A 14863-nucleotide genomic window follows, 5' to 3' on the forward strand; every position below is an offset into this window, starting at 1 on the left:
GATCTAAGAAGAAAGTCCCCGGTCGATGTGCGACCGGGGACTTTTGTGGTGTGGAGGACCGTTAGCCGATGAAGTCGGACAGTTCCTTCACCAGTCGTGGCTTAGGGTAGGCGCCGACGATGCTCTTGACGACCTCGCCATTGACGTAGACGTTCATTGCCGGGATGCCAGTGATGCCGTACTTCTGCGACGTGGCCGGGTTTTCGTCAGTGTTGAGCTTGACGATCTCGAGCTGTTCGCCGTGCTCGGCGGCAATCTCCTCAAGGATGGGTGCCACCTGACGGCACGGGCCGCACCATTCTGCCCAGAAATCGACGAGTACGGGCTTGCCGCTCTTGAGGACATCCTCGTCAAAGCTGGCGTCGGTGACATTCTTCAGGTCGCTCATGGGAACCCTTTCAGGTGAGTGGGAGCTTGCAGGGGTAGGAGGTTAGGCGGAGGCGCCGACAGGAGCGGCGGCTTCAACCTGGTGGTGGGCGAGCCATCGCTCGGCGTCCAGACTTGCGGAACATCCGGTGCCGGCAGCGGTGATGGCTTGGCGGTAGGTGTGATCGACTAGGTCACCGCAGGCAAAGACTCCGGGCTGCGAGGTATTGGTTGAGCGTCCCTCGACCAGAACATAACCCTCCTCGTCGAGGTCGACCTGTCCCGTGACGAGCTCACTGCGGGGTACGTGCCCGATCGCGATGAACAGGCCGGAGACCGCCACGTCGCGGGTTTCGCCAGTTTCGGTGTCGCTGAGTGTGATTCCGGTGAGTTTGGCGTCACCGTGGATCGCGCTGACCTGGCTGTTCCACGCGAAGATGATTTTCTCGTTGGCAAGGGCCCGATCGGCCATGATCTTGGATGCGCGGAGCTCGTCGCGGCGATGGATGACGGTGACCGAGCGGGCAAAGCGGGTCAGGAACATCGCTTCCTCGAGGGCGGAGTCACCGCCGCCGACGACCGCGATGTCCTGATTCCGGAAAAATGCCCCGTCACAGGTGGCGCACCAGGAAACTCCGTGGCCTGACAGTTCCTGCTCGCGGGGGAGACCAAGCTCTTTGTAGGCCGATCCCATGGCCAGGATGACCGACCTGGCGTGGTGTGTCTCGCCCGATCCGGTCACAACGGTTTTGATGGGCCCCGACAGATCGACAGACTCGATGTCGTCCCGAACCAACTCGGCACCGAATCGCTCGGCCTGGCCGCGCATCTGTTCCATCAGCGCCGGTCCCATGATGCCGTCTTGGTATCCCGGGTAGTTCTCGACATCGGTGGTGTTCATGAGCGCACCACCCGCGGTCACCGAGCCTTCAAAAATCAGCGGCTCCAGGCTGGCGCGTGCCGCATAGATCGCAGCGGTATAGCCGGCTGGTCCGGAGCCAATGATGATCAGGTTGCGCACCGGAGCAGTCACGGTGTTCCTTCCAGGATGATGATCGGGGCGGTGATGGCCGGGTTTCGGTCATCACCTGACTCAACGCATCCTAGGCTCCGGAGATTCCGCCACTGACGGGTGCCCGGCGATCAAGCCACCGTGGTTGGCCCGGCGATCCGTCCATCAGCGTTTTCGCAGGTCCTCGCGACGACCCAGGCCCTGCTTTTACCGTCCTCGGTCACCACGACGATGACGGCAGGCTTGCCTTCAAATGTCGCGACGTCGACCGCGATCTTGTCCGGGATCGAGTTCCCAGTCATGCTGCGCAAGCAGGTCACCACGCCGTCGGGCGTGGTGAGCGTGGTCTTCTTCAGACTGCTCGCCGCGGGTGCGCTTGACGGCTTGGCATTTTTCAGGGAAGCCGCTTGAGTCGCCAAACCAGACTTGGTGTAGTCGCGACCTGAAGTCTGGATAGTGAATCGGTCCTGCGCGTCCGAGGCGTTTGGACCACTCGAGGTCGGGGCGTTGGCTACCGGTGCCGAAGAACTCCCGCTCAGGGCCTGATACCCGGCGAGTGCACCGATGCCAATGGCCGCGGCAGCACCAACGGCGGCCAAGGGCCGTAACCACGTCGGCCCGCGACGACCAGGGTGGGCAGAGGATGAACCTGCTGAATCCGCATGGGATCGAGCCACGAGCGGGCTGACGTTCGACTGATCACCCGAGCGTTGCTGTTGCTCGCGTTGTAGAGCGGCAGTGATGTCGTTCATCACGTGATCGGGCATGGGTCCCGGGTCGGGGAGCGAGGCCAGGAGCTCACGCACGCCCGTGGGGTCCTGCTCGTCATCGGACGAGCTCCCCGTCGGGGTGTTAGGCGTGTTCACCGTTGAACCTTCCATTGGGCTGACCAGACACGAGCAGTGGCCGGTAGGACCGTCCGCCGTGGGTTCGGACACTGCGGACGAGACAGTTCTCTGACGCGGTGAACACCGAGTTGGTTCCCTCGTGTTTCCACATCTTGATTTTTGTTCTCCCGGACCCCTGTCGAGCCGAACGTATGGGGCCGTCTGCGGGCTGAGATGGTGGGACGGTTGGCGCAGGTTCCGCCGTTGGCGGGTGTTCAGTCATGGGGGCGGGGCTCAGCCGGGCAGGGGGTAACTGTCGCCGTGTTTGTCCCGCAACAACTCGGCCAGAGCCGTTCGACCGCGCGCACAGCGGGATTTGACGGTGCCTTCGGCGACCTCGAGAACCTGGGCGGCTTCGGCCACGCTCAGGCCTTGCATGTCGACCATGGTCAAGGCGAGCCGCTGGGCTTCGGGGATCTTGCTGAGCGCCTGCTGGACATCCAATCGGATGTCGACGGCACTGTGGTGGTCATGCCGGTCGGCCAGGTCGTAGTCGGGCAACTCGCTGGTGGGCTTGATCCGCCGCAGTCGGTCTAGGCAGGCATTGACGATGATGCGGTGTAGCCAGGTGGTGACTTGGGCGTCTCCACGGAAGCTATCTGCCCGGCGAAATGCGGAAATAAAGCCGTCCTGGACGGCATCGGCAGCGAGTTCAGGGTCGCGACACGTACGTAGCGCGACGGCCCACATTCGATCCTTATGCCGCGCGAAAAGTTCTCCGAACGCGTCCGCATCGCCGGCGCAGTGTTGCGCCAGCAGATCGCGATCGGAGCGCTCATCGCTCATGAGAAGACGGAGACCTCGCCAATCCGGGCGCGGTTCTGGCCGGAGTCCTGGGTGCCGAGCTTGGAGACGCGAACAATGACGTACTGCACCTTCGGGGCGCTGGTCGCAGAGACAGTCTGCTTGCCATCGCCTGAGAAAGTGCCCATCTCGTCGCCTTCCGTGGGGTTGTCCGCGGTGAGGACCGTCGCATCAATGGCGGCGCCGTTGACGTCTACGGTCACTTTACTGACCTTGGTGGGCTTTCCGAGGTTGAGCACGAGGCCCGGTCCCCCGTCGGAGAAGTCCTGGCTCCGGTAGTAGCGGGTTTCCCACACGGTCTCTGGGTCGTCGTCGATCACGTTCTCGGCTTCCCAGCCATGCTCGTTGCCGGTGCCACCGGGGGCAAAGGTGCTGACGCTGGCCACGTCGACTTCCTTGGCGGGGGTTGTCTTGGCCGAAGGAGTCCCGGACTGTGCCGACTTAGTCGCTGTCGAGGGCTGCGCGGCCTGGTCGGTGTCTTCCGAGGGACTGAACAGGCCACGGAGGCCAAGGAAACCCAGGAATAGGGCGAGCACCACGACCGCGGCAACAATCGCCAAGGCCAGGCGACTGGAGCGACTGTCTGGTTCTTCGGTGCCATGGGCCAGGAGCGGCAACGGTGGCTCGAGGTCTTCTTCGTGGTACGGGTCCGCGTTGTAGTGCTCGGGCTCGCTCTGCGAAATCGGATAGGCGGACGTCTCGTCCTGATCGAACTGTGGACGCCGACCGATCATTGTCGGTTCGTCGTCCTGGTCCAGGGAGCCGGGGTCGGTCGAATCATGGTCGGTTTGTCCGATGGCGTCCTTGGAGGCGATCGAGGCTCCGGTCATGCTCGTCCCGGTCGCGAGGCGGCGGCCATCACGGGAGGGTTCTCCGGCTTCGGTAGAACGCCCGCCGGCACCGTGGACTCGCTCGGCCGACCAGGGCGAGAGTTGGCGTGCCAACTCGCCCGGCGTGCGTGGACCTTCATCGGCGCTCAGCACCGTGCGGCACAACGTGTCTAAGTCACCAGGAACGCGACCGACGAGTTCGCTAGGCGCCGGAAGTTGGCCGTCGGCGCGGCGGTCGACGGATTCCACGCCAGGCATATCGGACTCGCCGGGCCAGCGCGCGGTGAGGCCGGCATACGCGACTCGCACGAGCGCTCGTACGTCCTGACGGGAGGCGCTATCTCCGTCGTCGTCATCGCGGCCCATGAGGGCAGCGGCGACGGCGACGCCACTGACTTGCACAGCGCCATCGGAGGAACGCAGCACCTCGTGCGGGCTCAAGGTTTGGTGGTGAAGGCCACGCTGCCGCGCGGTTTCGAGCGCGACGGCGGCTTCACCAACGATCCGTCGGACTTCCTCCGCGGGCAAGGTGCCCTCGCGGAGCAAGGCCGCGACGGAGTGGGAGTGGTGGGTGGCCTCGGTGATGACGTAGGACACGGTGGGTTCTGACTCGGTGCCAACATCGAGTACCTGTGCCAGTCGACGATCTTCGACGCCCGCAATGCGTCGTGCTGAGTCCAGAGCGGCAGAGGCGTGGGGGTGATCGGCGGCAAAGACAGTCACCGTCGTTTCGCGCCCTAGGGTGCCGTCGCTGGCCACCCACTGCTCGACACCGTTCCTGCTGGACAGCGCCTGCTGCAAGGTATAGCGACCGCCCAGGACAGTGCCGCGGCTGATGCCGTCCACGCACAACTCCTTCACTGATGGATGACGTTCATCGGGCACTGCAGGCCCGCGCTGACCCCATGCCGTCCGCGCCATCCTAGGTGAGACAAAGGACGACTCCGGGACGGCACGCGGTCAGCGCCCTCCTCGGCCTGGAAGGCGGCGAACGACGGGCCGCACCAAGTCCTCGATCTCGCTGACTCGCATGATGCGCGCGCACCAGACGTAGATGAGCAGGAATATCGGACCGGCGATGAGCACGACCAGGACGGAGCCCGGCTTGCCGTCGGCGCCAGCGGCGCGCATCAGCGCGACGATCCCGAAGGCGAAGCCCGCTGCGATGAGCGAGGCGACCAGGAGTCGCACATAGGTGCGGACCACGTCGCCAATCATGATTCGGCCGGTCCGACGTTGCAGCCAACGCAACCCGATGATGCCTTGAGCGGTGTTGCTGAGGGTGAGGGATAAGCCGATGCCGACACCGACGTAGTGGTCGGGAAGCACCAGACAAGACAGGGTGATGACCGCGGCGAGGCTGCTGGTGATCACTTGCATCCAGAACGGCGTCTTGGCGTCTTCATAGGCATAGAAGGCGCGCTGCACCATGACGCAGAGGCCATATGTCGTCAGACCCAACAGCATCGGAACCATGATCGAGCCGATGGCCCATACGCTGCCGGCGCCATAGAGCATCGTGATGAGCGGTACGGCTAGGACGATGCCGCCGACGGCGCAGGGAATGGTTGCCACCCCAATGAGGCGCAGGCCTTCGCGCATATCCCGGCGAACCAGCGGGTGATTCTGAGCATTCGCGGCTTTGGACATGCGCGTGAAGAGTGCGGTGACCAAGGACACGGTGAGCAGCGAGTGCGGCAGCATGAACAGCAGGTACGCGTACTCCTGGGCGCCCTTACCGGGCTCCCCTGCCGCCTGGGTGTTGAGCACGTTGGTCGTGATGACCAGGCCGAGCTGCTGCAACACCACCGCGGCAAAGGCCCAGAGCGCGATCTTGGACGTTGAGCGGAGACCGACGCCGCGCCACCGGAAGTTGGGGGTGAAGCGGTAGCCGTCCTTGGCCAGCACCGGGATGAGGCATAGCGCTTGCAACACGATGCCGAGGGTCGCCGAACCCGCCAATACCCAGACCATCGAAGCGGTCCAGTCCTCAAGCGGCGCCTCGTGCGGCATGGCCATCAGGAAGTAGACGAGCCCAGCGATTGCGACCACATTGGCGAGCGCCGGTGCCCACATGAAGGCGCCGAAGCGGCCGCGGGCGTTGAGCACCTGGCCCAGAAGTGCGTAGACCCCGTAGAAGAAAATCTGTGGAAGGCAGATCAGGGCGAACGAGGTACCGAGTGCGAGCCGGGAGTCACTGGCGGACAGGTCATACAGGCGATAGAGCAGTGGGGCTGCGAGCACACAGACCGCTGTCAGGACACCAAGAATGGTGAAGGCAAGCGTCAGGAGCCGGTCGGTATAGCCCTTGCCACCATCCTCATGCCGCAGTGCCTTAGTGATCTGTGGGACGAGGACCGCGTTGATCACGCCGCCGGCCAGCAGCAGATAGATGATGTTGGGCAAGGTGTTGGCCGTCGACCAGGCGTTGGCAGCGGCAGTTGTGGCGCCGATGGCCGTGACTTGCAGAACGCCACGGGCCAGTCCAAGGACACGAGAGACGAGGGTTCCGGCGGCCATGAGCGCGCTAGCTCGGGCCAGCCCACGGCGGTCGTCGGATGATGCCCGAGTGGGGGCATCCTGCTCGGCGGGTGCTGCGTCCTGCGCTAGGTCGGGTCCGGTCTCGGGGGCTTCGCTGGCGGCCTGTGCGACCTCATCAACGGTGGCGAACGAGTCGCTGTGTCCGGCGTACCACTCATCGCTGAGTCGGTTGGGCAACGCGGTATGCCACTGCGTGCCGATGTCGGTGGCGTCCTCGACGCCGTGGGCCACCTCCCGGGTTGCGGTGTCCACGGCAATCCACTCCGAGAACTGTGCCCCCAGGGACTCGGCGATGTCGTGCTGAGCCGAGGGAAATGTGGGTGGCTGAGGGGAGTAGAGCTGACCCAGGCTTGGCTTGGGCGGGTCGCTAGTCATCGTCACTCTCTGGCGGCTGGTCCGGTATGGGACCCGGCTCCGGATCGCGGCGCGGAGTGCGCAGGCTGCGATAAATGCCGACCACGAGGATAGGTCCGGCGACGGCTCCCAGGACCCAGTAAAGCCATGAACCGGTGGGACGCACGGTGAATTGCAGTTGTGTCGGCGCGTCGTCGGCGGGGCCCAGTGGCATTCCGGACGGAGTGCTCAGCGTGGCGTCGACGTTGACTTTCCCGGAGGACAGCGCCTTGAAGTCCACGCGAACGGTGTCGCGGGTGTCAGCGCCAAGAGTGAGCGGTTCAGGTTGATCCGGGACTTCGAGAATCGCCAGCCGTGGCTCCAGCGTGAGACGCACATTGCGGAGCCCGCGGTTGAGACCGTTGACGACCGTGACGCCGATTTCGCTCTCATCGGTGAAGAAGTTGATCGAACCGGGACGTACGGAGATCTTGGCGGGCATCTCGCGCAGTGCGGTACCGAGCCGGTTCAGGGCGGTCTGGTGGGCGGTGTTCTGCCCGCGCCAGCGCACGGAGGAGAGCTCGTCGTAGGCCGCCGACCAACCCGCTACGACGTCGCCGGAGTCCACGAGGATCGTGCCCATGTCGTTGAGGAGCCGCCGGTCAGAGGCCGCACGGTCCAAGGAGTCGCGGGTGATCGGGCTCGCGGGGGCATCGCGGCTGGGGTTGGGCGACTGAAGGCGCGCCGACGTCGGGGCGCGGGCAGTTTGGCGGAGTGGCGCCGCCGCGGATGCACCCTTCAACCACGGCACATCCACGGACGCGCGGATGAGGGAGGACACCGCCTCGGGGGCCGCCTGGTCGAGGCGTGGCGCAAGGGCGAGAAGGTCGCGATTCTGGGTGCTTGATCGGGCCATCGCCAACGTTGTGGCGAGGTAGCGCTGAACGCGTTGACCGTCACCGCCTTCGCCGTCGCGGTCAAGCAAGCGGGACACCCGCTGGTCGTAGCCCAGTACGGGGGTTCCATTGGTGAGGCGATGGGCCACGCCAGCGCGGTCGTCGGCGACTTGGCTGCTGGGGAGAAGGGTGGCCGGGGCATCGCTGTTGCGGGCGCCGCGCCAGGCGCCGGTGATGCTGGTGAGCTCTGCTTTCGTCGGCTGGGTTGCGGGCCAATTGACCACGATGTTGCTCATGGAGGCGTTGGCCGGGCTGAGCTTTCGATCCAGGAGGCGGCGTACAGATTGCTCCCCACCCGCTTTCTGGAGGGCGACGACGTCAGGATCGCCGTACGGCAGCCACCACAGCGATTGGGCTTCGCCGCGGTTCACCAGGCGTTGTCGCAGGTCGGTCACCAAGGTGTTGACGGAGGTGTCGTCGGCCGGAGGCATGGTCGGCAGCGAGCTGGAGGACGAGGACGGCGAGGAGGACGGTGGGCTCGTGTCGGACTCGGTCGGGGTACCTGATTCAGATCCTCCGCTGGGATCCGGCGTACTCGAGGGCGTCGGAGAGCCGGTGCCCGTGGCGTCCGTGCCCGGCGAGGTGGCGCCGGAATCCGTCGGATCTGACTCCTGGGGCTCCGACGCGGAGGGCGTCGGCGTGGCGGAGGGTGTCGGCGTTTCGGTGGGATTGCCCTCGGGCTCGGAATCTGCGGCGGGCAGGTCCGGATCCGGAGACATCGGCGGTTCCACCATGCTCGGGTCGACCAGCCAGGTCACCGGCAAGCCCCGAAGATCGCGCATCAATCGGTCAACAGCCGACCCGGGTCCGATCGCCCGACGCCAGGCGGCGAGCCGAGTGGCGCCGGTACTGCTGAACAGGTTGGGGTCGGCGGGAAGAGTCAACGGCACGACCCAGCCGACGGTCACGGTGGACGGCGGCGTCTTTCCTGCGCCATCCCACGGAATGACCGTCGGGAGGGTCATCTTGGCGGGCGCGCCAGCGGCGTTACCGTCGGTGACGCTCAGCGTGGCCGCGAGATTGGTCTGCGCGGACACCTCACTGGGCAACTGATCGGCCTGAATCGACAGCTGGAAGGGCACGGACTTGCCAGGCTCGAGCGGCCGGTCGAGGACGGCCTGCCCGACCTCATCCGTCGCTGCGGATCCGGACCCCGACATCCAGTCGTCAACGTCGGATCGGGTCGTGAGCCGGGCGTCATCAAGGCGCAGCCGAACCACCGGTTGCGCAATCGCGTCGTTGCCACCGTTGGTGATGCGCCCGATGATCACTAGCGAGGTGTCGGGCTTGGCGACCGCCGGGGAGACCGAGCTCACGGTGATGGAGGAGGTGACGTCCTCCGCTGTGGCCGGGGTCGTACTGGCTTGGCTGAGCGGGATCGAGAACCCGAGGACCAGGATCAACGTCGCGAGGACGGACAGCAACGCGGCGCCCGTGCGTGGCGCGCCTCCGAATCTGGTGCGCACAGGGGTCAGGCGGTCCCGGCCAGGCATACCCAGGCCGTTCGCGCGATGCGCCGCTCGTTGGGGAAGGTCAACTGGCGTTGAACGGTGTCCAGGCGGAACCACTGGGCGTCGATGGCCTCATGGTCGGGGTCACCTTCAACACTGATCTCGCCGCCCAAAGCCTCCAGGAGGTAGTGATGGACCATTTTGTGGATGCGGTACTCGGGAGTGGTGAACCAATAGTCAATCGTGCCGAGCGTGACCAGGGCTCGGCCGTGAATGCCGGTTTCTTCGGCCACTTCACGTACCGCGGTCTCGACCAGGGTCTCCCCGGATTCGACGTGCCCCTTGGGCAGACACCACTCGAGGCGACCGGCCCGATTGCGCCGCGCGATGAGCGCGATGTAGGCGACGCCGTGGCGTACATCGATCACCACACCACCGGCGGACCGTTCCTCCACAGCAGCCAACCGCCGCGAGGCGCGGTGGCGAGGCAGTTGGAGGGTCATTCCGACACTGTAGCCAGCGAGTCTGATGGGCGTGCTGTGTCTGCGGGGTCCTGTCCCACCCACCGATAACCGGGTGGCACGGACCGGGTCGTTCACGGCCTACCCTGTCCGGGTGCCTGATCGTCCCGACGCTCTGACGTTGTTGCAACGCGCAACGGCTCATCTCGCCCCGCATTTGCCCGTGCTCACCGACCTTGGTGAGCGGTTCACCGCTGCCGGGCACGAGCTCGCGCTGGTGGGCGGACCGGTGCGCGACGCTCTCCTCGGCCGCGCGATCGTCGATCTGGACCTCACCACCTCGGCTACTCCGGATGAGATCTTGGCGTTGCTGGAGGAGTGGGGCAGCGCGACCTGGGATGTCGGCCGCGAGTTTGGGACGATCGGCGCCCGACTTCGCGACGTCGTGGTTGAGGTGACGACCTACCGGGCCGATGCCTATGACCCGAGTTCCCGCAAGCCGGTCGTCGCCTTCGGCGACAACCTGGATGACGATCTCGCCCGGCGCGACTTTGCGATCAATGCGATGGCGATGCGGATCCCCGACCTGACGTTTGTCGACCCCTTCGACGGGTTGGGCGACCTCCTGGAGCGGAGGCTGCGTACCCCATCGACTCCGGAGATCTCGTTCTCCGATGACCCGCTGCGGATGATGCGCGCGGCACGGTTCGTGGCCTCGCTCGGGTTTGTGGTGACCGAGGACGTTCAGGCCGCCATGTCCGATATGGCCGACCGGATCGCCATCGTGTCAGCTGAACGAGTTCGCGACGAGATCACGAAGTTGATGCTCGCGTCCCGCCCGGTTGATGGGTTGCGCCTGCTGGTCGACACCGGCCTTGCCGCTCACGTCCTGCCGGAGTTGCCCGCGCTGCAACTCGAGGTCGATGAGCACCACCGGCATAAGGATGTCTACGAGCACTCCCTCATCGTGCTGGAGCAAGCCATCGCGCTCGAGGGTCCGCGCGAGGTCCGGGAGGTGGGCGAGGTCGAGCCGATCGAGGGTCCGGATCTCGTCCTTCGCCTCGCGGCGCTGCTGCATGACATCGGTAAGCCCGCCACCCGGCGTTTCGAGGCCGGTGGCGGGGTGTCCTTCCACCATCACGAAGTGGTGGGCGCAAAGATGACCCGCAAGCGCCTGCGGGAGTTGCGTTTCGACAAGGAGACGATCAAGGCGGTCACCCGGCTCGTCGAACTGCACCTAAGATTCCACGGCTACGGCGGCGGCGAATGGACCGACTCGGCCGTCCGGCGATACATCACCGATGCGGGACCGCTGCTGGGTCGGCTGCACCTACTGACTCGTTCAGACTGCACGACGCGCAACCGTAAGAAGGCTGAGCGCCTCGCGCGCACCTACGACGATCTCGAGCGCCGGATCGCCACGTTGCTGGAGGCTGAGGAGCTGGGCAAGGTGCGCCCGGAACTCAATGGCAACCAGATCGGTGAGGTTTTGGGCATCGCACCGGGGCCGGTGCTCGGGCGGGCATACCAGCATCTGCTGCAGGTGCGCCTGGACGAGGGCCCGATTGGCGAGGACGCCGCCACCGAGCGGTTGCTTGCCTGGTGGGCCGACCAACCCGAGGCTACTCGGTGATCAAGCCCTGCTTCGTGAGCCAATCGAACGCCACGTCCCCGGGCTCCCGACCATCGACATCGATCTGTCGATTGAGCTCGAGCAAGACATTGTTGGTCAGTTTGGCTGCGACGGGAGCGAATAGCTCCTTGATCTGCGGATAGGCCTCAAGCGTCTTGTTCGCGACGACCAGGGATGCGTTGTACTTGGGGAAGTAACTCTTGTCATCCTCAAGGACCTTCAAGTTGAGCGCCTTGATCCGACCGTCCGTCGTGAAGACTTCACCGAAGGTGCAGAGCCCGTTGCCGGTTGCGGCGTAGATGGCGCCGGTGTCGAGCGTCTTGACTTGGTTCTTCTTAATCGTGCTGCCCAGCGGGAGGCCGTACTTCTTGAGCATGGGCTCGAAGCCGTCGTTGCGGCTGGCGAACTCAGACTCCACGCAGAACGTGCGCTCGGCCTGCGGCACCTTCTTCATGTCGCTCATCGTGTTGAGGCCGTATTTTTTGGCAACCGAGGACTTCACGGCCATGCCATAGGTGTTGTTCAGGGGGGCGGAAGGCAACCAGCGCAAGGCATTCTTCTTGGCGTCCTCGTCGCGGACGGCGACATACTGCTTGCGTTCGTCGGGGATCGGATCGGTATGCCCGAGGTAGTTGATCCATCCCGTTCCGGTGTACTCCCACATGATCTGGATGTCGCCCTGCACCTGCGCCTGACGGGCACTCGAGCTTCCGGGGATGTTGGTGAGGTCGGTGACGGTGGCGCCCGCCGACTTCAGCATGATGATTGCGATCTTGCCCAACAGGATCTGCTCGGTAAAGTTCTTCGAGCCGATGGCGATCTCGGCGCCGTTCAGCGGCTTGACGTCGCTGACGGCACCGGAGAGTTTGCCGCTGGGGACGAAGCCGCCGGCAGAGCCAAGTCCACATCCGGTGAGCAGCATCGCCCCGGCCGTCAGGACGACGCCGCTTCGGCGTAGGCGGGCAGGGGTCCTCATCAGCGCATTCCTTTCGGGGTGGCGGCGAGTTCCATGAGCCGACCGAGCCAGTCGATGATGAGCGCAAGTGCGGCGATGAGTACGGCACCGCTGACCAGGACCGAGGTTCGGTCCAATTCGATCCCGGTCTTGATGAGCGAGCCAAGGCCGCCAGCGTCGATGAAGGTACCGAAGGCCGCGGTCCCGGCAACCAGCACGAGGGTGGTGCGAACACCGGTCATGATGATCGGCACTGCCATCGGCAACTCGATGCGCAGTAGGACGGCGAACTTGGACATCCCCATGCCCTGCGCCGCTTCGACCAGCGTGGGGTCGATCGACTGCAGCCCGACGATGGTGTTGCGCAGGACGGGCAAGAAGGAGTAGGCCGCCAGCGAGATGACGGCGGTGGTAAACCCGAAACCGATCCACATGGCCAGCAACACGATGACGCCAATGACCGGAGCAGCCTGGCCCGCGTTCGCCACGGCAATAACCGGCCCGGAAAGTTTGCGCAACGCCGGCCGGGTCAGGGCGATGCCCACCGGAATCGCGGTGACGAGCACGACGATCGAGGTCACGACGGTCAGCTTCAGGTGCTCCACCGTCAGCGTGCCGACGTTTCCCCAGTCCAGGATGCGTGCCTCGATATCGTCCAGCGTGGTGGTGGAGCGCCAGAAGATCCAGCAGCCCAGGATGATGACCACCAGGATCGGGATACCGGCGATGGTGGGCAGATTGGCCCGCAGGCCACCTTTGGTCGCGCCCGTTTCCTCGACGGTGGTGGTGACGATCGAGGGATCGGCCGTCATGGTGAGGACTCCTCGCCGGAGGCTAGTTCAGCCTGTTCGTTCACGGCGCGTACGTGATCGGTGACCTGGCGGAAGGTCACGATGCCCAGATATTCATCGCGCTTACCGGTCACGACAATCCCGTCGTGATTGGAGGTCAGCATGGCGTCGAGTGCATCGTTGAGGGTGGCCCGGTGGTCGACCGAATCCAAGTCGGCGTTCTTCACCTGAATAGGGCCGTTCAAGTCGCGGCGCCAGAGCCAGTCGACCGGGCGGTCGCGATCATCCAGGATGACGACCGAGCGGTGCCCAGTCTGCTCAGCGCTGGCCCGGGCGTCCTCGCCTGACGATCCGAGTCTGGCGGTGGCTTGCGGTTGGATCTCCAGGTCCCGCACTCGGGCCAAGGTCAGGGACTTCAGGGATGAGCCCGAGCCGACGAAGTCTTCGACGAACTCATTGGCCGGTGCGGCCAGGATCGCCTCGGGGGTGTCGTACTGCGCGATCTGAGCCCCCTCCCGCAAGATGAGGATGCGATCACCCAGCTTGAGCGCCTCGTCAATGTCGTGCGTGACGCAGATGATGGTTTTGTGCAGTTCTTCTTGGATGGACAGCAATTCGTCCTGCAGGCGTTGGCGAGTAATGGGGTCCACCGCGCCAAACGGTTCGTCCATGAGCACGACCGGGGGGTCGGCAGCCAGCCCACGGGCGACACCCACCCGCTGCTGCTGACCACCAGAGAGTTCACGGGGGAAGCGGTGCGCATAAACCTTGGGGTCGAGCCCGACGAGGTCGAGGAGTTCCTCGATGCGCTCGTCGATGCGCGACGTTTTCCACTTCAGCAGCTTGGGGACCATCGCGACGTTCTGCGCGACGGTCAGGTGGGGAAACAGCGAGCCGCCCTGAATCACGTAGCCGATGCTGCGGCGCAACTCATCGACATCCTTAGTGCCGATGTCTTCGCCGTCGATCGTGATCGAACCACTGGTGGGGTTGATGAGCCGGTTGATCATCTTCAAGGAGGTCGTCTTGCCACAGCCGGACGGACCGACGAACATGACGGTTTCGCCAGCGGGAATGTGCAGCGACAGGTTGCCGACAGCCGGGGCCTTCTGGCTCGGGTACTGCTTGACGACGTCGGTGAACCGGAGTTCGGCACCGCTGATGGCATTGGTGTGATCAGGCACGGATACCCCTGGAGATGGTGAGTCGGCCGAAGAACAGCAGAGCAAGGTCGAGCAGCATCGCAAGGATCACGATGCCGATGGTGCCAACTAGTGCGCTATTGACGGCGTTGGCGCCGCCAATGCGCGACAGGCCGGAGAAGATGGATCCACCGAGGCCGGGGCCGAGTGCGTAGGCACCAATAGCGGCCACGCCCATAGACATCTGGGCTGAGACGCGCAGTCCGGCCAGGATGACGGGCCAGGCGAGCGGAAGGCGTACCCGCAAGAACTGTCCGGCTGGATTGAGGCCCATGCCCTTGGCGGATTCAAGCAATTCGGGTTTGACGCCATTGAGTCCAACCACCGCATTACGCAGGATCGGCAGAATGGCGTAGAAGGTGACGACAGCGATACTGGGTTTGGCGCCCACCCCGAAGATGACGAGGGCGACACCGAGCAGCGCAAGGCTTGGGATGGTGAGCCCGATCGCCGTGATCGCATTGGCAATGCCCGCCAGCCGCGGCTGGGAGACGATCAGCATGGCGAGCGCGATGGCAATGATCGTCGCGAGAAGCAACGACTGGACGACCAAACTCACGTGTTGGTACGACCGGAAAAGGATGTCAGCCCAGCGCTCGTCCAGGAAGTCGCGCATGGGCGTAAACCTTCCGGTCGGGGGC

At 64.8% G+C, this 14863-nt stretch carries 13 protein-coding genes; 1 reads left to right on the top strand and 12 read right to left on the bottom strand.

The genetic code is table 11. From position 1 onward, the window contains the following. Window positions 1-61: 61 nt before the first annotated feature. The 8 genes from trxA to F562_RS0113810 form a co-directional block, all read right to left on the bottom strand. Entirely contained in the window at window positions 62-388 is a 327-nt protein-coding gene (gene trxA / locus F562_RS0113775) for a thioredoxin (RefSeq protein ID WP_018157553.1), read from the bottom strand. Between the two features lie 42 nt (window positions 389-430). Then, on the bottom strand, window positions 431-1399 hold the full coding sequence (trxB, locus tag F562_RS0113780; protein ID WP_018157554.1) for a thioredoxin-disulfide reductase: 969 nt from the start codon (window positions 1397-1399) through the stop codon (window positions 431-433). A 110-nt stretch (window positions 1400-1509) separates the two neighbouring features. Beyond that, on the bottom strand, window positions 1510-2244 hold the full coding sequence (locus F562_RS0113785; protein WP_156822666.1) for a hypothetical protein: 735 nt from the start codon (window positions 2242-2244) through the stop codon (window positions 1510-1512). Between the two features lie 255 nt (window positions 2245-2499). Further along, window positions 2500-3051, bottom strand: a complete 552-nt coding sequence (sigM, locus tag F562_RS0113790; RefSeq protein WP_018157556.1) for an RNA polymerase sigma factor SigM — start codon at window positions 3049-3051, stop codon at window positions 2500-2502. Beyond that, window positions 3048-4745 (bottom strand): protein kinase family protein, encoded by a 1698-nt coding sequence (locus F562_RS0113795; RefSeq protein WP_018157557.1) that lies wholly within the window; start codon window positions 4743-4745, stop codon window positions 3048-3050. Before F562_RS0113795 ends, sigM begins: the two co-directional genes overlap by 4 nt. A 114-nt stretch (window positions 4746-4859) precedes the next feature. After that, window positions 4860-6815: a murein biosynthesis integral membrane protein MurJ gene (murJ, locus tag F562_RS0113800; protein ID WP_156822667.1), complete on the bottom strand. Its 1956-nt coding sequence runs from the start codon at window positions 6813-6815 to the stop codon at window positions 4860-4862. Next, on the bottom strand, window positions 6808-9195 hold the full coding sequence (locus F562_RS0113805; RefSeq protein WP_156822668.1) for a DUF6049 family protein: 2388 nt from the start codon (window positions 9193-9195) through the stop codon (window positions 6808-6810). The genes murJ and F562_RS0113805 overlap by 8 nt, the downstream gene beginning before the upstream one ends. Before the next feature lie 5 nt (window positions 9196-9200). Next, window positions 9201-9683, bottom strand: coding sequence for an NUDIX hydrolase (locus F562_RS0113810; protein WP_018157560.1), 483 nt, complete (start codon window positions 9681-9683; stop codon window positions 9201-9203). Between the two features lie 25 nt (window positions 9684-9708). On the opposite strand from F562_RS0113810, the gene F562_RS0113815 reads away from it, so the two are divergent. Then, a complete protein-coding gene (locus F562_RS0113815) occupies window positions 9709-11274 on the top strand; it encodes a CCA tRNA nucleotidyltransferase (RefSeq protein ID WP_018157561.1) in 1566 nt (521 codons plus the stop codon). Here F562_RS0113815 and F562_RS0113820 read toward each other — a convergent pair. The 4 genes from F562_RS0113820 to F562_RS0113835 are packed head-to-tail and all read right to left on the bottom strand — an operon-like array spanning window position 11264 to window position 14838. Next, window positions 11264-12250, bottom strand: coding sequence for a glycine betaine ABC transporter substrate-binding protein (locus F562_RS0113820; RefSeq protein WP_018157562.1), 987 nt, complete (start codon window positions 12248-12250; stop codon window positions 11264-11266). The two genes, F562_RS0113815 and F562_RS0113820, sit on opposite strands and share 11 nt — an antisense overlap. Further along, a complete protein-coding gene (locus F562_RS0113825; RefSeq protein ID WP_018157563.1) occupies window positions 12250-13041 on the bottom strand; it encodes an ABC transporter permease in 792 nt (263 codons plus the stop codon). Before F562_RS0113825 ends, F562_RS0113820 begins: the two co-directional genes overlap by 1 nt. Then, window positions 13038-14204 (bottom strand): ABC transporter ATP-binding protein, encoded by a 1167-nt coding sequence (locus tag F562_RS0113830; RefSeq protein ID WP_018157564.1) that lies wholly within the window; start codon window positions 14202-14204, stop codon window positions 13038-13040. Before F562_RS0113830 ends, F562_RS0113825 begins: the two co-directional genes overlap by 4 nt. Then, window positions 14197-14838, bottom strand: coding sequence for an ABC transporter permease (locus tag F562_RS0113835; protein ID WP_018157565.1), 642 nt, complete (start codon window positions 14836-14838; stop codon window positions 14197-14199). The genes F562_RS0113830 and F562_RS0113835 overlap by 8 nt, the downstream gene beginning before the upstream one ends. Between the last annotated feature and the right edge of the window lie 25 nt (window positions 14839-14863).

The organism is Demetria terragena DSM 11295 (genome assembly GCF_000376825.1).
GTDB classification, from domain to species: domain Bacteria; phylum Actinomycetota; class Actinomycetes; order Actinomycetales; family Dermatophilaceae; genus Demetria; species Demetria terragena.